Origin of the sequence: Peterkaempfera bronchialis (assembly GCF_003258605.2) — a bacterium.
Lineage (GTDB): Bacteria > Actinomycetota > Actinomycetes > Streptomycetales > Streptomycetaceae > Peterkaempfera > Peterkaempfera bronchialis.
Window position 1 is genome coordinate 5,941,568 of record NZ_CP031264.1, and the last position, 21,760, is coordinate 5,963,327.

The following is a 21,760-nucleotide window of genomic DNA, read 5'->3' on the forward strand; positions in this document are numbered from 1 at the left end:
CGCGACGCTCGTCTTCGACTACCCCACGCCGTCCGCACTCGCCCGGCACCTGGCCGACGAACTCTTCGGCGAGCAGCCCGACACGGCCGTACCCGCGCTGCCGGCCACCCTGGTCGACGACGACCCCATCGTCATCGTCGGCATGGCCTGCCGCTACCCCGGCGGCATCCGCACCCCCGAGGACCTGTGGGAGCTGGTCGCCACCGGCGGCGACGGGATCTCCCCGCTCCCCGCCGACCGGGGCTGGGACCCCGACCGGCTCTACCACCCCGACCCGGACCACGCGGGCACCGTCTACACCCGCGAGGGCGGGTTCCTGCACGACGCCAGCCGGTTCGACCCGGGCTTCTTCGCGATCAGCCCGCGTGAGGCGCTCTCCATGGACCCGCAGCAGCGGCTGCTGCTGGAGACCTCCTGGGAGGCCCTGGAGCGGGCGGGCATCGACCCGCTGGCGGCACGCGGCAGCCAGACCGGCGTCTTCGCCGGGGTCACCTACCAGGACTACGTCACCATCCTGGCGGCGGCCGAGGACAGCTTCGAGGGCTATGTCGGCACCGGCAACTCGCCGAGCGTGCTCTCCGGCCGTATCTCCTACGCCCTCGGGCTGGAAGGCCCGGCCGTCTCCGTCGACACCGCCTGCTCGTCCTCGCTGGTCGCGCTGCACCTGGCCGCGCAGGCGCTGCGGCAGGGCGAATGCGACCTGGCGCTGGCCGGTGGCGTCACCGTGATGTCCACCCCCGGCTCGCTGATCGAGTTCAGCCGGCAGCGGGCGCTGGCCGAGGACGGCCGGTGCAAGCCCTTCTCCGCCGACGCGGACGGTGCCAGTTGGGCCGAGGGCGTCGGCATGGTCGTGGTGGAGCGGCTCTCCGACGCGCGGCGCAACGGCCACACCGTGCTCGCCGTCGTACGGGGCAGCGCACTCAACCAGGACGGCGCCTCCAACGGCCTGACCGCCCCCAACGGCCCCTCCCAGCAGCGGGTGATCCGGCAGGCCCTGGCCGCCGCCCGGCTGGCACCGCAGGACGTCGACGCGGTGGAGGCGCATGGCACCGGTACCACCCTCGGTGACCCCATCGAGGCGCAGGCGCTGATCGCCGCCTACGGCCAGGACCGCGACCAGGACCGGCCGCTCTGGCTCGGGTCGCTGAAGTCCAACATCGGCCACAGCCAGGCCGCCGCCGGGGTCGGCGGCGTCATCAAGATGGTCATGGCCCTCAACAACGGCCTGCTGCCGCAGACCCTGTACGCGGAGCACCCGAGCCCGCACGTCGACTGGTCGGCCGGCGACGTACGCCTGCTCACCGAGCCCGTGCCCTGGCCGGAGACCGGCCGACCGCGCCGGGCCGGGGTCTCCTCGTTCGGCATGAGCGGCACCAATGCGCACGTCATCATCGAGCAGCCGCCCGCGCCGGACGCCGAACTGCCCGGCGGGTTCGGCCGCGCGGCCGGTGCCCCGGCCGCCACCGGCGGCGAGGTGCTGCCGGTCGTGCCGGTCGTCCTCTCCGGGCGTACCGAGGAGGCGCTGCGGGCCCAGGCCGCGCGGCTGCACGCACATCTGCTCGGCAACGGCGGGCAGAGCCTGGCCGACCTCGGGTTCTCACTGGCCACGTCGCGTTCGGCCTTCGAGCACCGGGCCGTGGTGCTGGCCGCCGACCGGGACGCGCTCGACCCGGCGCTGCGCTCGCTCGCCGAGGACGGCCTCGTCACCGGCGCCGACGTGGTGCGCGGCGTCGCCCGGGAGAGCGCCGGGCCTGTCTTCGTCTTCCCCGGCCAGGGCGCGCAGTGGGTGGGCATGGCGCGGGAACTGCTGGACGCCTCGGTGGTGTTCGCGGACCGGATCGCGGAGTGCGAGTGGGCGCTGCGGCCGTTTGTGGACTGGTCGCTGACGGCGGTGCTGCGGGGCGAGGGGGACCCTGCGGAGCTGGAGCGGGTGGATGTGGTCCAGCCCGTGCTGTGGGCGGTGATGGTCTCGCTGGCGGAGCTCTGGCGGTCGTTCGGTGTGGTCCCGGCCGCCGTGGTGGGCCACTCGCAGGGCGAGATCGCCGCCGCCTGCGTGGCGGGCGCGCTCTCCCTGGAGGACGGGGCCCGGGTGGTCGCGCTGCGCAGCCGGGCGATCGTGGGCATCACCGGTGCGGGCGGCATGGTGTCGGTTCCGCTGGCGGCCGAGGTGGTGCGGGAGCGCATCCGGCCGTGGGGCGAGCGGCTGGCGGTCGCCGCGGTGAACGGGCCCGGGTCGGTGGTGGTCTCGGGTGAGGCCGCCGCGCTGGACGAGCTGTTCACCGCGCTCACCGGCGAGGGGGTGCGGGCGCGGAAGGTCGCCGTGGACTACGGCTCGCACTCGGCGCAGGTGGAGGCGATCCGCGACGAGGTGCTGGAGGCGCTGTCCGGCATCACGCCGCGCGCCGCCGAGGTGCCGTTCTGCTCGTCGGTGACCGGCGGTTGGCAGGACACGGCGGAGCTGGGCCCGGAGTACTGGTACACCAACCTGCGGGAGACGGTGCGGTTCGAGGAGGCGGTGCGGGGCCTGCTGGCGGACGGCCACCGGTCGTTCATCGAGGTGAGCCCGCATCCGGTGCTGGCGGTGGGACTGCGGGAGACCGTGGACGCCGTGGGCGTGGACGCGGCGGCGCTGGGCTCGCTGCGGCGCGGCCGGGGCGGCCTGGACCGGTTCCTCACCTCGGTCGCGGAGGCCCATGTCCAGGGCGTACCGGTGGACTGGCGGGCCGTCTTCGCGGGCAGCGGTGCACACCGGGTGGACCTGCCGACCTATGCCTTCCAGCGGCAGCGCTACTGGCCGAAGGTCCGCGAGGCCGCCGCAGCGGCGGCCGGGGACGGCGCGCTCACCGCGGACTCCGTGGAGGCGCGTTTCTGGGAGACCGTCGAGCAGGAGGACCTGGAAGCGCTGACCGGCGCCCTCGACCTCGGCTCCCTCGGCGGCGACGCGCCGCTGAGCGCCGTACTGCCCGCCCTGTCCACCTGGCGCCGCAGCAGCCGTGAGCGGTCCACCACCGACGCCTGGCGCTACACCGTCACCTGGGCGCCGCTGACCGGGCGTGCCACCCCGGGCCCGCTCTCCGGGACCTGGCTGCTTGTCGTCCCGGCAGACACCGCCGGGTACGACGACCTGGCGACCGCCGCCGAGAAGGCGCTGCGGACCGGCGGGGCGCAGCACACCGTACTGGTCCGGCTCGCCGACGACGACGAGGGCGAGCCGGGCCGCGAGCAGCTGACCGCGCGGCTGCGGTCCGCACTCGGCCACGGTGACGGCGACGGTGACGGTGACGGCGACGGCGACGGCGACGGCGAGGAGACCCGGCGGATCTCCGGTGTGCTCTCGCTGCTGGCCCTGGACGAACGCCCGCACCCCGACCACCCGGCCGTGCCGCTTGGCCTGGCCGGCACCCTCGCCCTGGTGCAGTCGCTCGGCGACCTCGGGGTCGACGCTCCGCTCTGGTGCGGCACCCGTGGCGCCGTGGCGACCGGCCGCTCCGAGACGGTCGCCGCCCCGGCGCAGTCCCTGGTCTGGGGCCTCGGCCGGGTCGCGGCGCTGGAGCACTCCGAGCGCTGGGGCGGCCTGGTCGACCTGCCGCCCACCCTGGACTCCCGCGCCGGGGCCCGGCTCTGCGCAGCCCTCGCCGCACCCGACGGCGAGGACCAGATCGCGATCCGCGCCTCCGGGACCTTCGGCCGCCGCCTGGTCCGGGCGCCGCAGACCGACGCCTCGGCGGAGGTCTGGCGTCCGCGCGGCACCGTCCTGGTCACCGGCGGCACCGGAGCGCTCGGCGGCCATGTCGCCCGCTGGCTCGCCGGACGCGGCGCCGAGCATCTGCTGCTGACCAGCCGCCGGGGCCCCGACGCGCCCGGCGCGGCCGAACTGCGCGCCGAACTGGCCGCGCTGGGCTGCCAGGTCACCATCGCCGCCTGCGATGTCGCGGACCGCGACGCGCTGCGCGCGCTGCTGGACGCGGTGCCCGAGCAGTACCCGCTCGGGGCTGTGGTGCACGCCGCCGGTTCGCTGGACGACGGCGTGATCGACTCGCTCGACCCGGCCCGGATGGACCCGATCCTGCGCGGCAAGGTCACGGCCGCGCTCAACCTGCATGAGCTGACCAGGGACCTGGACCTGTCGGCCTTTGTGATGTTCTCCTCCACCGCCGGAGTCATCAGCGGCGCCGGCCTCGGCAACTACGCCCCGGGCAACGCCTTCCTGGACGCCCTGGCCCAGCAGCGCCGGGCCGCCGGCCTCCCGGCCACCGCCGTCGCCTGGGGCCTGTGGGCCGAGGGCGGCATGGTGCAGGACGCGGCGGGCGACCGGATGCGCCGCTACGGCGTCCACCCGATGGCGCCCGACCTGGCCTGCATCGCCCTCGGCCGGGCCCTGGACCACGCCGACACCGCCGTGGTGGTCACCGACATCCGCTGGGACACCTACGCCGTCGCCTTCACCGGCCCCCGGCCCAGCGCCCTGCTCCGCGACCTGCCCGACGCCCGGCGCGCACTGGACGCCGCAGCGCAGACGGCCCCCGCAGCCGGTGACGGCCCGGACGCCTCCTCGCTCCACCGCCACCTGGCCGACCTGCCCGAGTTCGAGCGCGACGGCGCCGTGCTGGACGTCGTACGCGCCTGCGTGGCGACCGTCCTCGGCTACCCGTCGCCGGACGCGGTCGACCCCGACCGGCCCTTCACCGACCTGGGGATCGACTCGCTCAGCGCGGTCGAACTGCGCAACAGCATGAACCGGCTGACCGGCCTTCGGCTGCCCGCCACCCTGGTCTTCGACTACCCGACCTGCACGGGACTGGCCCGCTTCGTCCGCACCGAGGTGTCCGGCACCCAGCCGGGCACGCCGGAGCCGCAGGGGCGGGCGGCGCTGGCGCCGTCCGCCGCCGCCGAGGACGACCCGATCGCCATCGTCGCCATGAGCTGCCGCTTCCCCGGGGAGGTGCACACCCCGGAGCAGCTGTGGCGGATGCTGCACGACGGCGCGGAAGCGCTGGTGCCGTTCCCCACCGACCGGGGCTGGGACCTTGACGCGCTCTACGACCCCGAGCCCGGAAAGCCCGGCGCCGTCTACACCCGCGAGGGCGGCTTCCTGCACGACGCCGGCGGGTTCGACCCGGCCTTCTTCGGGATCTCGCCGCGTGAGGCCGTCGCCATGGACCCCCAGCAGCGGCTGCTGCTGGAGATCGCCTGGGAGACCTTCGAACGGGCCGAAATCGACCCCGCCTCCCTGCGCGGCAGCCGGACCGGCGTCTTCGCGGGCACCAACGGCCAGGACTACACCGGGATGCTGGCCGCCTCGGGCGAGGACTACGAGGGGTATCTGCTCACCGGCAACGCCGCCAGCGTGGTGTCCGGGCGGCTCTCCTACACCTTCGGGCTGGAAGGCCCGGCGGTGACGGTCGACACCGCGTGCTCCGCCTCGCTGGTGGCGCTGCACCTGGCCGTGCAGTCGCTGCGCTCCGGGGAGTGCGACCTGGCGCTGGCGGGCGGACTCACCGTGATGGCCTCGCCCGGACTCTTCCTCGACTTCAGCCGGCAGCGCGGCCTCGCCGCCGACGGCCGCTGCAAGGCGTTCGCCGACGCCGCCGACGGCACCGGCTTCTCCGAGGGCGGCGGCATGCTGCTGGTCGAGCGGCTCTCCGACGCCCGCCGCAACGGGCACCGGGTGCTGGCGCTGGTACGCGGCTCCGCCGTCAACCAGGACGGCGCCTCCAACGGCCTGAGCGCCCCCAACGGCCCCGCGCAGCAGCGGGTGATCCGGGCGGCGCTGGCCGGTGCTGGACTGTCGCCGTCGGAGGTGGACGCGGTGGAGGCGCATGGCACCGGGACCACGCTGGGCGACCCGATCGAGGCGCAGGCGGTGCTGGCGACCTATGGCCAGGGCCGGGCCGAGGACCGGCCGCTCTGGCTGGGGTCGATCAAGTCCAATGTCGGGCACACCCAGGCGGGCGCCGGCGTCGCCGGGGTGATCAAGATGGTGCTGGCCATGCAGCACGGTGTGCTGCCGCAGACCCTGCATGTGGACGCGCCCTCGTCCCATGTGGACTGGACGGCGGGCCGGGTCCGGCTGCTGACCGAGAACACCCCGTGGCCGGAGAGCGGCGACCGGCCGCGCCGGGCCGGGGTCTCCTCCTTCGGCATCAGCGGTACCAACGCCCACCTGATCCTGGAGGAAGCCCCGGCCGCCGAGACTGCGGACCAGGTCGACGCATCGGCGCCGCTGCCCGTGGTGCCGTGGGTGGTGACGGCCAAGAGCCGTACCGCCCTGCGGGCCCAGGCGGAACGGCTGCTGGCGCACCTGGCGGCCCACCCGGACCAGGAGCCGCGCGACCTCGGCCGCTCGCTGGCCGCGACGCGGGCGGTCTTCGACCACCGCGCGGTGGTGCTGGGTGCGGGGCGGGCCGAGCTGCTGCGCGGGCTGGAGTCCGTGGCCGCTGGCGAGTCCGCTGCGGGCGTGGTCGCCGGGTCGGCGCGGGCCGAGGGCAAGACGGCGCTGCTCTTCACCGGGCAGGGTGCGCAGCGGGTGGGGATGGGGCGTGGGTTGTATGAGGCGTTCCCGGTCTTCGCTGAGGCGTTTGATGCGGTGTGTGCGTGGGTGGATGGGGAGTTGGGGCGTTCGCTGCGTGAGGTGGTCTTCGGTGCCGACGCTGACCTGCTGAACGAGACCGGGTTGACTCAGCCCGCGTTGTTCGCGGTGGAGGTGGCGCTGTTCCGGCTGCTGGAGTCCTGGGGCGTCCGGGCGGATTATCTGGTCGGCCACTCGATCGGTGAGCTGGCGGCTGCGCATGTGGCGGGCGTGCTGTCGCTGGAGGATGCGTGCCGGCTGGTGGTGGCGCGTGGCCGTCTGATGCAGGCGCTGCCGTCCGGTGGGGCGATGGTGTCGGTGCAGGCGTCCGAGGCTGAGGTGCTGCCGCTGCTGGCGGGCCGTGAGGCCGAGGTGAGTATCGCGGCGCTGAACGGCCCGACCGCCACCGTGATCGCGGGCGATGAAGCCGCCGTCCTGGAGGTCGCCGGGGAGTTGGAGCGGCAGGGCCGCAAGACCAAGCGGGTGCGGGTCAGCCACGCCTTCCACTCCCCCCGGATGGAGCCCATGTTGGCGGACTTCCGGGCGGTTGCGGAGAGCGTGGAGTACCACCAGCCCCGGATGGCCGTGGTCTCCAATGTCACCGGAGAACTGGCCACGGCCGAGGAGTTGACCTCCCCCGAGTACTGGGTGCGCCATGTCCGGCAGGCCGTCCGCTTCGCCGACGGCATCGGCTGGCTGGAGCAGCACGGCGTCACCCGCTATGTCGAGCTGGGCCCCGACGGCACCCTGACCGCCATGGCCCAGGGCTGCGTGGAGGGCACCGACCATCTGCTGGTCCCGGCGCTGCGCAAGGACCGCCCGGAGACGGCCGCGCTGCTCACCGCCCTGGCCCAGGCGTTCACCAAGGGCGTCGGACTCGACTGGGCGGCGGCCTTCCAGGGCAGCGGCGCCCGCACGGTCGCCCTGCCGACGTACGCCTTCCAGCGGCAGCGGTTCTGGCCGAAGCCCCCCGTGCTGCTGGGCGATGTCGGCTCGGTCGGGCTCGGGTCGGCGAACCACCCGCTGCTGGGTGCGGCGGTCGGCATGGCCGGGGGCGAGGAGTTCCTCTTCACCGGCAGGCTGTCGCTGCGGACTCACCCCTGGCTGGCCGACCACGCGCTGACCAGCACCGCGCTCTTCCCCGCCACGGGCTTCCTGGAACTGGCCCTGCACGCGGCCGACCAGCTGGGCTGCGAGCGGGTGGAGGAGCTGACCATCCTCACCCCGCTGACGCTGCCCGAGCACGGTGCGGTCCGCACCCAGCTGCGCGTGGAGGCACCGGATGCGTCCGGCAGCCGCGCGCTGAGCGTGTACTCGCGCCCCGAGGACGCGCCCGAGGAGCAGCCGTGGACGCTCAACGCCGCCGGGCTGCTGGCCGCAGGCAGCACGGCCGCGCCGGAGGACGGGCAGCGGCCGTATGACTTCGCCGTCTGGCCGCCGCAGGACGCGGTTGCGGTGCCGCTGGACGGCTTCTATGAGCGGTTCGCCGAGCGCGGCCACCTCTACGGTCCGCTCTTCCAGGGGCTGAAGTCGGTCTGGCTGCGCGGTGACGAGGTGTTCGCCGAGGTCGCCCTCCCGGAGGGGCACGACCCGGACGCCGCCGCGTTCGGCCTGCACCCGGCGCTGCTGGACGCGGCGCTGCACGCGGTGATGTATGTGCCGCTGGAGGACGCCGACCGGCTGCCGTTCTCCTGGAGCGGGGTGTCGGTCGAGGCGGTCGGCGCCAGGGCGCTGCGGCTGCGGATGGTCCAGGAGGGGCCCGAGTCCATCTCCCTCGCGCTGGCCGACCCGGCAGGCCGACCGGTGGCCTCCATCGGCGCGCTGACCCTGCGTGAACTCACCGGTGACCTGGCCGGCGGCCCGGCGGGCGGCACGCACCATGACGCGCTCTTCGCGCTGGACTGGGCCACGGTGCCCGCCGCCGCCACCGCTCCCGCACCGGGCGCCTGGACGGTGGTCGGGGCCGACCGGGCGGTCGAGTTGGGTGACGCCCTGGACGCCGCCGGGTTCCCGGTACGGGTCCACGCCGACCTGGCCGCGCTGGCCCGCTCCGGGGCGGAGATCCCCGAGACGGTGCTGCTCGCCCTGCCCGGCACCCCGGACCGGGAGGCCGGTGACCTGGCGGCGGCCACCCACGCGGTGGCCCGCGAGACCCTGGCCCTGGTCCAGCAGTGGCTGGCCGAGCCCCGGTTCGCCCATGCCCGGCTGGCCGTGGTCACCCGGGAGGCGACGGACGCCGGACACCGGCGGCCCGATCCGGTACAGGCCGCCGTCTGGGGCCTGGTGCGGGCGGCGCGGTCGGAGAACCCCGGCCGGTTCCTGCTGCTGGACCTCGACGGGGCCGCTGGTTCACCGGCGGCGGTGCCGGGGGCGCTGGCCTCGGGCGAACCCGAACTGGCGGTGCGCAGCGGGGCCGTGTACGCGCCCCGGATCGCCCGGGTCGCGGCCGAGCAGTCGCTCACCCCGCCCGAGGGGGCCGCCGCCTGGCGGCTGGGCATCGAGCGGAAGGGCACCCTGGAGAGCCTGCGCCTGGCCGAGTGCCCCGACGCCGTCCAGCCCCTCGCCCCCCGCGAGGTCCGGATCGCGGTGCGGGCCGCAGGCGTCAACTTCCGCGATGTGCTGACCGCGCTGGGCATGTACCCGGGCGATGCCACCGCCATCGGCCTGGAGGGGGCCGGGGTGGTGACCGAGGTCGGCGCCGAGGTGACCGGGCTGGCCCCCGGCGACCGCGTCATGGGCATGTTCGCGGGGGCCTTCGGGCCGCTCGCGGTGGCCGATGAGCGCATGGTGGCGCGCATCCCGCAGGGCTGGTCGTTCGCCGAGGCGGCGACCGTGCCGATCGTCTACCTCACCGCCTACTACGCGCTGGTGGACCTGGGCGGGCTGAGCGCCGGGCAGTCGGTGCTGGTCCACGCGGCGGCGGGCGGCGTCGGTACGGCGGCGGTGCAGCTCGCCCGCCACCTGGGCGCCGAGGTCTTCGGCACCGCCTCGCCCGGCAAGTGGGACGCGCTGCGCTCGGCGGGTCTGGACGACGCGCACCTCGCCTCCTCCCGCGACCTGGACTTCGAGAAGGCGTTCCTGGCCGCCACCGGCGGCCGGGGCGTGGATGTCGTCCTGGACTCGCTGGCCCGGGAGTTCGTGGACGCCTCGCTGCGGCTGCTGCCGCGCGGTGGGCGGTTCCTGGAGATGGGCAAGACCGACGTCCGCGATCCGCAGCGGGTCGCCACCGACCACCCGGGCGTCGCCTACCGGGCGTTCGACCTGGTGGAGGCGGGCCCGGAGCGGATCGGCGAGATGCTGGCCGAGCTGGTCGCCCTCTTCGAGCAGGGCGTACTGCGACCGCTGCCGCTGACCACCTGGGACGTCCGGCAGGCCCCGGAGGCGTTCCGGTTCCTCAGCCAGGCCCGGCACATCGGCAAGGTGGTCCTCACCGTGCCCGTGTCCGCCGACCCGGAGGGGACCGTGCTGCTCACCGGCGGCCTGGGCGGGCTGGGCAAGGTAACGGCCCGTCATCTGGTCGCCGAGCGCGGCGTACGGCACCTGGTGCTGGCCGGCCGGCGCGGTCCGGACGCCCCCGGGGCTGCGGAGCTGCACGCGGAGCTGACCGCGCTGGGTGCCGAGGTCACCATCGCCGCCTGCGACGTGGCCGACCGGGACGCCCTGGCGGCGCTGCTGGCGGCGATCCCGCCGACCCATCCGCTGACCGAGGTGGTGCACACCGCCGGGGTGCTGGCGGACGGGGTGGTCACCTCGATGACCCCGGACCAGCTCGACCGGGCGCTGCGGCCGAAGGTCGACGCGGTGGTCAATCTGCATGAGCTGACCCGGGACGCTGACCTGGCCCGGTTCACGGTCTTCTCCTCGGTGGCGGGCACCTTCGGCGGCGCCGGGCAGGCCAACTACTCGGCCGCCAACGCCTTCCTCGACGGGCTGGCCCACCACCGGCTCGGCCTGGGCCTCCCCGCCACCTCGCTCGCCTGGGGCACCTGGGTGGCGGACGCCGGGATGACCGGCGAGCTGACCGAGGCCGACCGCCGGCGCCACGCCAGGACCGGCATGGTCCCGCTGGGCCCGGACCAGGGCATGGAACTGCTGGACACCGCCTCCGACCTGGGCCGCGCGGTGCTGCTGCCGATGGACCTCGACCTGGCGTCCATGCGGGACCGTCCCGAGGCGCTGCCGCTGCTGCTCCAGGGCCTGGTCCGCAGGCGGCCCCGCCGCACCGCCGAGGCCGGCGCGTCCGGCTCCGGAAGCGGCGCCGCGAGCGGCCCCGACCTGGCGGAGCGGCTGGCGGCGCTGTCCCCGGCCGACCGCGAGCAGTTGCTGCTGGACCTGCTCTCCGCGCAGGTGGCCGCCGTGCTCGGGTACTCCTCGGCCGATGAGATCGAGCCCGAGCAGACCTTCAAGGAGCTGGGCTTCGACTCGCTGACCGCCGTCGAACTCCGCAACCGCCTCAACGCGGTCACCGGGCTGCGGCTGCCGGCCACCCTGGTCTTCGACTACCCGACACCGCTGGGTCTGGTCGGCCAGTTGCTGACCGAGATCGAGCTGCCCGACGCCCCCGGCGGCGCGCAGACCCTCCTCGGCGAGCTGGACCGCTTGGAGGCCGTACTCGGCAGCACCGCCCTGGACGGCGAGGACCGCTCCACGGTCGCCGCCCGGCTGCGGGAGCTGGCGGCCCGGTGGCAGGAGAAGCCGGGCACCGGCGCCCCCCTGGGCGGGGCGGTCCCGGAGCAGGACCCGGACGACGACGCGGCCCTCGCATCGGTCGAGACGGCGAGCGAGCTGTTCGACCTCATTGACAAGGAACTCGGCACGTCGTGATCGACACGTTGGGACAACGGAAACCGCTCGGCTCGGCTGGAGGATGTGGCGTTCGTGGCTGACGACGAAAAGTACGTGGAATACCTCAAGCGGGTGACGGCGGAACTGCGGCAGACCCGCCGTCAGCTGCGCGAGGTGCAGGCCCGGAGCCAGGAGCCCATCGCGATCGTCGCCATGAGCTGCCGCTTCCCCGGCGGGGTGCGGTCGCCCGAGGACCTGTGGCGGCTGGTGGACGAGGGCCGGGACGCGATCGGGGAGTTCCCCGCCGACCGGGGCTGGGACATCGAGGGGCGCTTCGACCCAGACCCCGACACCCCGGGCACCTTCTACGCCCGCGAGGGCGGCTTCCTGCACGACGCCAGCGAGTTCGACGCCGGCTTCTTCGGCATGAGCCCGCGCGAGGCGCTGGCCACCGACCCGCAGCAGCGGCTGCTGCTGGAGACCTCCTGGGAGGTCTTCGAGCGGGCCGGTATCCGGCCCGCCACCGTGCGCGGCAGCAGCACCGGGGTCTTCGTCGGCGCCGCGACCTCCGGCTACGGCGTGGGGCCGGTGGAGGTCCCCGAGGATGTGCACGGGCTGATGCTCGCGGGCAACGCCACCTCGGTCGCCTCCGGCCGCATCTCCTATGTCCTCGGACTGGAGGGCCCCACGGTCACCGTGGACACCGCCTGCTCCTCCTCGCTGGTGGCGCTGCACTGGGCGGTCCAGGCGCTCCGGTCGGGGGAGTGCGACCTGGCGCTGGCCGGCGGCGTCGCCGTGATGGCCACCCCTGGGCTGCTGTTCGAGTTCAGCAGGCAGCGCGGGCTGGCCCCGGACGGCCGCTGCAAGGCGTTCTCCGACGACGCGGACGGCACCGGCTGGTCCGAGGGCGTCGGCATGCTGCTGGTCGAGCGGCTCTCCGACGCCCGGCGCAACGGGCACCCGGTGCTCGCGGTGGTACGCGGCTCGGCGGTCAACTCCGACGGCGCCTCCAACGGCCTCACCGCGCCCAACGGCCCCTCCCAGCAGCGGGTCATCCAGCAGGCCCTGGCCGGTGCGGGACTCACCGCCGCCGAGGTGGACGCGGTGGACGCGCATGGCACCGGGACCTCGCTCGGCGACCCGATCGAGGCGCAGGCGCTGCTGGCCACCTACGGCCGGGGGCGGGACGAGGACCGGCCGCTCTGGCTCGGCTCGCTGAAGTCCAACCTCGGGCACACCCAGGCGGCGGCGGGCGTCGCCAGCGTCATCAAGATGGTGATGGCGCTGCGCCACGGCACGCTGCCGCGCACCCTGCATGTGAGCGAGCCGTCGTCGCATGTGGACTGGTCGGCGGGCCGGGTCCGGCTGCTGACCGAGCCGGTGCGGTGGCCGGAGACCGGCGACCGCCCCCGGCGGGCCGCCGTCTCCTCGTTCGGTATCAGCGGCACCAATGCGCACACCATCCTGGAGCAGGCCCCCGAGCCCGAGCCCGCCGAAGCCGAAGCCGAAGTCCAGCCGACCGAGGCGCCCAGGGCCGGGGCCCGGCTGCCCGTGGTGCCCTGGATCGTCTCCGCCCGCAGCGAGGCCGCCCTGCGCGCCCAGGCCGCCCGGCTGCTCGCCGGGCCCGCGGCCGACGACCGGATCGACCCGGCCGACCTGGGCCATGCGCTCGCCACCACCCGGCAGACCTTCGAGCACCGCGCCGTCGTCGTCGCCCCGGACCGCGCCGCCGCCCTGCGGGCGCTGGCGGCGCTGGCCGACCCGGACGGCGACGGCACCGGGCCCGGAGTGGTCCGGGGCCGCCCGCTGCGCGGCAGCACCGCCTTCCTCTTCTCCGGCCAGGGCGCCCAGCGCCCGGGCATGGGCCGGGAGCTGTATGAGGCGTTCCCGGTCTTCGCCGAGGCGTTCGACGCCGTCTGCGCCCACCTGGACGGGGAACTGGACCGCCCGCTGCGCGAGGTCGTCTTCGGCGACGACCCCGAACCGCTGGACCGGACCGACCTCACCCAGCCGGCCCTCTTCGCCGTCGAGGTCGCCCTCTTCCGCCTGTTGGAGCACTGGGGCGTCAAGGCCAAGTACCTGGTGGGGCACTCGCTCGGCGAGCTGACCGCCGCCCATGTGGCCGGGGTCTGGTCGCTGGCCGACGCCTGCCGGCTGGTGGCGGCGCGCGGTCGGCTGATGCAGGCGCTGCCACCCGGCGGCGCGATGGCCTCCGTGGAGGCGTCGGAGGCCGAGGTCCTGCCGCTGCTCGCCGGCCGCGAGGGGGAGGTGGCCGTGGCGGCGCTCAACGGCCCCCGGTCCACCGTGGTCTCCGGTACCGAGGCCGCCGTGGCGGAGATCGCCGACCACTTCCGGCAGCAGGGCAGGCGGACCCGGCGGCTGCGGGTCGGCCACGCCTTCCACTCGCCGCTGATGGACGCCGTGCTGGCGGACTTCCGGGCCGTCGCCGAGCAGGTCGAGTACCGCGCCCCCAAGACGGCCGTGGTCTCCAATGTGACCGGCAGGCTGGCCACCGCCGAGGAGCTGTGCTCACCCGAGTACTGGGTGCGGCATCTGCGGCAGGCCGTGCGGTTCGCCGACGGCGTCGGCTGGCTGGCCGAGCACGGGGTGACCCGGTTCCTGGAGGTCGGCCCGGATGGCACGCTGACCGCGATGGCGCAGGCGTGCCTGCCCGAGGACGGCGACCGGATGTCGTGGGCCGCGCTGCGCGGGGACCGGCCCGAGGCGGCCTCGCTGCTGTCGGCGGTGGCGGGCGTCTTCGCGCATGGAGCGGCGGTGGAGTGGCCGGCGGTCTTCGCGGACCGGCCGACCTCCCCGGTGGAGCTGCCCACCTATGCCTTCCAGCGGGACCGCTACTGGCTGCGGATGGCCGCGCCGCTCGGCGACATGGCGGCGGCCGGGCTCGGCGCCGCGAGCCACCCGCTGCTGGGCGCGGTGGTGCGGGTGGCCGACGGCGACCAGGTGCTGCTCACCGGCCGCCTGTCGGTGCAGTCGCACCCCTGGCTCGCCGACCACGCCGTGGCGGGCACGGTGCTGCTGCCCGGTACGGCCTTTGTGGAGCTGGCCGTGCGCGCCGGGGACGAGGTGGGCTGCGCGCTGCTGGACGAGCTGACGCTGGAAGCCCCGCTGGTGCTGCCCGAGAAGGGCGCGGTGCACCTTCAGCTCGCGGTCGGTGCGCCCGACGCCACCGGCAGGCGGCCGTTCCGGGTGCACTCCCGGCCGGAGGGGCAGGAGGACGCGGACTGGGTCCGGCACGCCGGCGGTCTGCTGGCCGCCGCCCCCACCGACGTACGGGCCTCCTTCGACCTGGCGGCGTGGCCCCCGGCGGGCGCCGAACCGGTGCCGCTCGGGGGGTTCTACGCCGACCTGGCCGCCACCGGCTACAGCTACGGCGACGCCTTCCAGGGGCTGCGCGCCGCCTGGCGGCTGGGCGGTGAGGTCTTCGCCGAGGTCGAACTGCCGGAGAGCCTGCGCAAGGAGGCGGGCCGCTTCGGGCTGCACCCGGCGCTACTGGACGCCGCGCTGCACGCTCAGCTGGTCGGCCCCGGTGACGGGCCGTCAGCGGTGAGTCTGCCGTTCGCCTGGAGCGGGGTGTCGCTCCAGGCGTCCGGCGCCCCGGCGCTGCGGGTACGCATCGCCAAGGCGGCCGGCGGCGTCACCCTGGAGCTGGCCGACACCGACGGCCGCCCGGTGGCCTCGGTGGCCACGCTGGTCTCCCGCGAGGTCCCGGCGGACCGCCTCCGCGCGTCCGACGGCTCGGCCGGCGACTCGCTGTACCGGGTGGAGTGGACCCCGGCCGGCGAGGCCGCACCACCGGCGTCCACCGACGGCTGGTACGTCCTCGGCGAGGACCCGACCGGCCCGGGCGCCGCATTCGCCCACGCCCCCGACCTCGCGGCACTGCCCGACGCCCCCGGCGTGGTGCTGCTGCCCTGCGGCCCCGGCCCGCAGAACGACCGGTACGGCGACCCGCAGGGCCCGGCGATCCGGGTGCTCACCGCCCTCCAGGAGTGGCTGGCCGACGAGCGCCTGGAGCCGTCCCGCCTGGTCGTGGTCACCCGGAACGCGGTGGCCGTGCACCCCGGGGACGATGTGCCCGCCCCGGCCGAGGCCGCCGTGTGGGGCCTGGTCCGGTCCGCCCAGGCGGAGAACCCCGGCCGACTGCTGCTGCTGGACCTCGACGGCGAGCAGGCGTCGTACGCGGCGCTGCCCACCGCCGTGGCCGTCGCCGCCGAACGCGGTGAGCCGCAACTGGCCGTACGCGACGGCGCGGTGCTGCTGCCCCGCCTCGCCCGCGCCGCCGCGCCCACCCCGGCGCCGGACGCGCCCGTCCCGGCGCCGGACGCGCCCGCCCCGCAGCACTGGGACCCGCAGGGCACCGTCCTGATCACCGGCGGCACCGGCACGCTGGGCGCGCTGGTGGCCCGTCACCTGGTCACCGCGCATGGCGTCCGCAGCCTGCTGCTGACCGGCCGACGCGGCCCCGACGCCCCGGCGCGGCCGAGCTGGCCGCCGAACTGACCGCGCTGGGCGCCGAAGTCACCGTCGCCGCCTGCGACGCGGCCGACCGGGACGCGCTGGAGCGGCTGCTCGCCGCCATCCCCGCCGACCGCCCGCTGCGCGGGGTGGTGCACACCGCAGGCGTCCTGGACGACGGGGTCGTCGGCTCGCTGACCCCCGAGCGGCTGGCCCGGGTGATGCGGCCCAAGGCCGAAGCGGCGCTCCATCTGCACCAGCTGACCCGTGGGCTGGACCTGTCGGCGTTTGTGCTCTTCTCCTCGGCGGCGGGCCTGCTCGGCGGAGCCGGGCAGGGCAACTACGCGGCGGCCAATGTCTTCCTGGACGCGCTGGCCCAGCACCGCAGGGCCCACGGCCTGCCCGCCGTCTCCCTCGCCTGGACGCTCTGGGCCGGGCCCAGCGGCATCACCGGCCACCTGGGGCAGCAGGAGCTGGCCCGGATCGCCGGGTCCGGGCTCCCCGCCCTCTCCGCCGAGCAGGGCCTGGCCCTGTTCGACCAGGCCCTGGCCACCGGCGAGGCCGTGGTCGCCCCGATCCGCCTGGACCTGCCGGTGCTGCGCCGTACGGCCGCCGCCGGCCGGCTGCCCGCCCTGCTCAGGGGCCTGGTCCGGACACCCGGCCGCCGCACCGTGGACACCGCGCCCGGCACCGCCACCACCCCGGCGCTGGCCCGGCGGCTCGCCGGCCTCTCCCCGGCCGAGCAGGAACGCGCCCTGCTGGAGGTGGTGCGCAGGCACGCCGCCGCCGCGCTCGGCCACAGCGGCGCGGAGGCGATCGGCGCGGAGGCGTCCTTCCGGGACCTCGGCTTCGACTCGCTCACCTCGATCGAGCTGCGCAACGGCCTCAGCGCCGACACCGGCCTGCGGCTGCCCGCCACCCTGGTCTTCGACCACCCCCGCCCGGCCGCGCTCGCCCGCCACCTGCGGGACGAGATCGCCGGGACCGTGCAGCAGGCCGCCGCCGCCCCGGTCGCCACGGCCGACGAGGACGACCCCATCGTGATCGTCGGCATGGCCTGCCAGTACCCCGGCGGCGTCGCCTCGCCCGAGGACCTGTGGCGCTTTGTCGCCGACGGCGGCGACGCCATCTCCGCACTCCCCACCGACCGGGGCTGGGACCTGGACCGGCTCCCCGGCCAGGAGGCCGGATTCCTGTACGGCGCGGCCCACTTCGACGCCGGCCTCTTCAACATCTCGCCGCGCGAGGCGCTGGCGATGGACCCGCAGCAGCGGCTGCTGCTGGAGACCTCCTGGGAGGTGTTCGAACGGGCCGGTGTCGACCCGCTGTCGCTGAAGGGCAGCCGGACCGGGGTCTTCGTCGGCGCGATGGGCTCCGGGTACGCCTCCGGTCTCCAGTCCATCCCCGACGGCATGGAGGGCTACATCGGCACCGGCATCTCCGGCAGCGTCATCGCCGGACGGGTGGCCTACACCTTCGGCCTCGAAGGCCCCACCATGACCATCGACACGGCCTGCTCCTCCGCGCTGGTCGCCCTGCACCTCGCCGCCCACGCCCTCCGGCAGGGCGAGTGCACCCTGGCGCTGGCCGGCGGCGTGACCGTGATGGCCACCCCCGGCACCTTCACCGAGTTCACCAAGCAGAACGGCCTCTCCTCCAACGGCCGCTGCAAGGCGTTCGCCGCCTCCGCCGACGGCACCAGCTTCTCCGAGGGCGTCGGCGTGCTGCTGCTGGAGCGGCGGTCCGACGCCGAACGCCACGGCCACACCGTGCTCGCCGTGGTACGCGGCTCCGCCACCAACCAGGACGGCGCCTCCAACGGCCTCACCGCCCCCAGCGGCCCGTCCCAGCAGCGCGTCATCCGGCAGGCCCTGGCCAACGCCGGACTGACCCCCGCCGAGGTGGACGCGGTGGAGGCGCACGGCACCGGCACCTCCCTCGGCGACCCCATCGAGGCACAGGCGCTCTTCGCCACCTACGGCCAGGACCGGCCGCAGGACCGCCCGCTCTGGCTGGGCTCCTCCAAGTCCAACTTCGGCCACACCCAGGCCGCCGCCGGAGCCGCCGGGATCATCAAGATGGTGATGGCGATGCGCCACGGCGAACTGCCGAGGACGCTCCACATCGACGAGCCGTCCCCGCACATCGACTGGTCCAGCGGCACCATCCAACTGCTCACCGAGCCCCGCGCCTGGCCCGCCGGCGGAGACCGGCCGCGCCGCGCCGGAGTCTCCTCCTTCGGCATCAGCGGCAGCAACGCACACGTCATCATCGAGGAGCCCCTGACGGCGCCTCAGCCGACGGCGCCGCGCCCCGACACCCCCGCCGGGCCGTACGCCCTGACGGTCTCCGGGCAGACCCCGGCCGCCCTGCGCGACCAGGCCAAGCGGCTCCGTACCCACCTCGCCGCCCACCCCGAGGCGGAGCTGCACGACCTCGGCCATGCGCTGGCCACCACCCGCCACGCCCTGGACCACCGCGCCGTCGTGGTGGCCGAGGACCGCGAGCAGTTCCTCACCGGGCTCGCCGCGCTCGCCCAGGGCACCCACGACACGGCGGACCTGGCCGTCGGCGCCGCCGGGACCGGCGGTCGCACCGCGTTCCTCTTCAGCGGCCAGGGCACCCAGCGCCCCGGCATGGGCCAGGAGCTGTACCGGCGGTTCACGGTGTACGCGGAGACCTTCGACCGGGTCTGCGCCGAACTCGACCGCCACCTGGACGGGCCCCCGCTGCGGGACACCGTCTTCGCCCCCGAGGGGTCCGAGGCGGCGGCCCTGCTGGACCGCACCGCGTACACCCAGGCGTCGCTCTTCGCCGTCCAGACCGCGCTGTACGCGCTGGTGCGGTCCTGGGGCGCCCACCCCGACGCCCTGCTCGGCCACTCCATCGGCGAACTCACCGCCGCCCACGCCGCCGGGGTGCTCACCCTGGAGGACGCCTGCGCCCTGGTGGCCGCCCGGGGCCGGCTGATGCAGGCGCTGCCCGAGGGCGGCGCCATGACCGCCGTCCAGGCTGCCGAGGACGAGGTACTGCCCCTGCTGGACGGCCTGGAGCGGCAGGTCTCCATCGCCGCCGTCAACGGCCCGTCCGCCGTGGTGCTCTCCGGCGACCAGGACGAGGTGGCCAGGATCGCCGACCACTTCACCGCGCTCGGCCGGAAGACTAGGCGTTTGCCGGTCAGCCATGCGTTTCACTCACCACGTATGGACGCGATGCTGGCGGAGTTCGCAGAGGTCGCGGCGGGCGTGCGGTACGCCCCGCCGACGATCCCCGTGGTGTCCAACCTGACCGGGCGGACCGCCACCGACGAGGAGCTCCGCTCGCCCGACTACTGGGTCCGGCACGTCCGGCACGCCGTGCGGTTCAGCGACGGCATCCGCCGACTGGAGGCCGACGGCGTCGCCACCTTCCTGGAACTCGGCCCCGACAGCACCCTCACCGCGATGGCCCTGGACAGCCTCCGCGACCCGGCCCCCGGCACCCTGGCCGTCCCGCTGCTGCGCCGCGACCGCCCCGAGGTCCGCACCGCACTGCTGGCCGCCGGCCAGCTGCACGTCCGAGGCCCCGGGCTCGACCTGGCGGCCCTGTACGGCGACGACGCCCGCCGGGTGGAGCTGCCGCCGTACGCCTTCCAGCGCGAGCGGTACTGGCTCCAGCCCGAGCCGCCGTCAGCCCCCGCCACGGCGGGCGGCGCCGGCGCGGCCGACGAGCAGTTCTGGTCGGTGGTCGAACGGGCCGACCTGGCCGAGCTGACCGGCTGGCTGGGCCTCGACGGCGACACCCCGCTGAGCGCCGCACTGCCCGCCCTGTCGTCCTGGCGGGACCGCCGCCGCGACCAGTCCGCGATGGACTCCTGGGAGTACCGGATCAGCTGGCGCCCGGCCCCCGACAACGCCGCCGCCTCCCTGACCGGCACCTGGCTGCTGCCGGTGCCCGCCGAGCACGCCGCAGACGCCCGGACCGCCTCGCTGGTGGACGCGCTCACCGCGCACGGCGCCCACGTCGTGCCGCTCCCCGTGGAGTGCGCCCGCGCCGACCGCGCCGCCCTCGCCGCGCTGCTGGCCGAGCACCCCGGCGCCGACCGGGTGCTCTCACTGCTCGCCCTGGACGAGCGCCCGCACCCCGACCACCCCGCCACCCCGCGTGGCCTGGCCGCCACCGTGGCGCTGCTCCAGGCCCTCACCGGCACCGACACCGGCAGCGACACCGGCAGCGACACCGGCACGGGCAGCGGCGCACCGCTCTGGTGCGCCACCACCGGCGCGGTGGCCGTGCACGACGGAGAGGCCGTCACCTCGCCCGTCCAGGCCGCCGTCTGGGGCCTGGGCCGCGCCGCCGCCCTGGAGCACCCGCAGCACTGGGGCGGCCTGGTGGACCTGCCCGGCGGCAGCGGCACCACCGCGCTGCCCACCCGGGTCACCGACCGGCTCTGCGCCGTACTGGACGGCGCACCCGGGCCGGACGGGCGACCGGGCGAGGACCAGGCGGCGGTCCGGGCCTCCGGGACCTTCCTGCGGCGGCTGGTCCACGCCCAGCGGTCCACCGACGGACCGGGCGAGCCCGTCGACTGGACCGGCACCGTGCTGCTCACCGGCGGCACCGGCGCACTCGGCAGCCGCATCGCCGACTGGCTCGCCGACCAGGGCGCCAAACGCCTGATCGTGGCCGGTCGCAGCGGCGCCCGCGCCGAAGGCGCCGCCCCGCTGGCCGCCCGGCTCGCCGACGCGGGCGTCGAGGTGACCTTCGCCGCCTGCGACCTCGCCGACCGCGAAGCCCTCGCCCGGCTGCTGGCCGAGCACCCCGTCGACGCGGTGGTGCACACCGCCGGCGTCCTGGACGACCGGCTGATCGACACCCTCACCCCCGAGAGCCTGGAGACGGTGCTGCGCCCCAAGCTGGCCGCCGCCCGCAACCTCCATGAACTCACCCGGGACCGCGAGCTCTCCGCCTTTGTGCTCTTCTCCTCCATCGCCGGTTCGATCGGCTCCATCGGCCAGGCCAACTACGCCGCCGCCAACGCCTATCTCGACGCCCTGGCCCAGCAGCGCCACGCCGAAGGACTCCCGGCCACCTCACTGGCCTGGGGCCCCTGGGCCGGCGGCGGCATGGCCGTCGAGAACGCCGAGGTCGAGCAGCGGATGCGGCGCAGCGGTATGCAGCCGCTCGACCCGCAGCTGGCACCGGCCGCACTCGGCCGGGCCCTCGCCCACGGCGACACCCTGCTGGCCGTCGCCGACGTCGACTGGTCACGCTTCGCCCCCGGCTACACCTCGGTCCGGCGCAGCCCGCTGCTCTCCGACCTGCCGGAGGTACGGGACCTGCGCGCGGCCCGGCCGTCCCCGGACGACGAGGCCGACCCGGCCGGGAAGCTCCGCGCCCAACTGGCCGGGCTGTCCGCCCCCGAGCAGGAGCGGACCCTGGTCCAGCTGGTCCGCGACCAGGTCGCCCGGGTGCTGGGACACGCCACGGTGGAGCGGGTCGAGGCCACCCGCGCCTTCAACGCGCTGGGCTTCGACTCGCTGATGGCCGTGGAACTGCGCAACCGGCTCGGCATCGCCACCGGCCTCCAACTGCCCGCCACGCTGCTCTTCGACCACCCCACCGCCCGCGACCTCGCCGCCCAGCTGCGCGGCCGACTGGTCGCCGACACGGGCGGCGGAGCGCCGCTGCTCGCCGACCTCGACCGGATCGAGGCGGCGCTGGCCGAGGTGGACCAGGACGACGCACAGCGCGCCCGGATCGGCGTACGGCTCCAGGCGCTGCTCACCCGCTGGAACGGCACCCATGGCACCTATGGCACCCACGGCACACCGGGGAGCGGCGGTGGCGACGTGGCGGACGACATCAGCGACCGGATCAACTCCGCGGCGGCGGACGAGATCTTCGACTTCATCGAGAACGACCTTGGCATCTCCTGAGCGGCGGCTACAG

1 protein-coding gene and 1 pseudogene are annotated in these 21,760 nt (G+C 75.6%); both read left to right on the top strand.

All coding sequences use genetic code 11. The features are described from left to right. Positions 1 to 142 precede the first annotated feature (142 nt). Positions 143 to 11,392: a type I polyketide synthase gene (locus C7M71_RS25725; RefSeq protein WP_407676001.1), complete on the top strand. Its 11,250-nt coding sequence runs from the start codon at positions 143 to 145 to the stop codon at positions 11,390 to 11,392. 96 nt (positions 11,393 to 11,488) lie between these two features. After that, positions 11,489 to 21,747: pseudogene (locus C7M71_RS33300) on the top strand (type I polyketide synthase); the annotation flags it as partial. Positions 21,748 to 21,760 lie beyond the last annotated feature (13 nt).

Coding starts and splice junctions, on each gene's coding strand:
- C7M71_RS25725 (WP_407676001.1), top strand. CDS start 143: ATGGCCTGCCGCTACCCCGGCGGCATCCGCACCCCCGAGGACCTGTGG.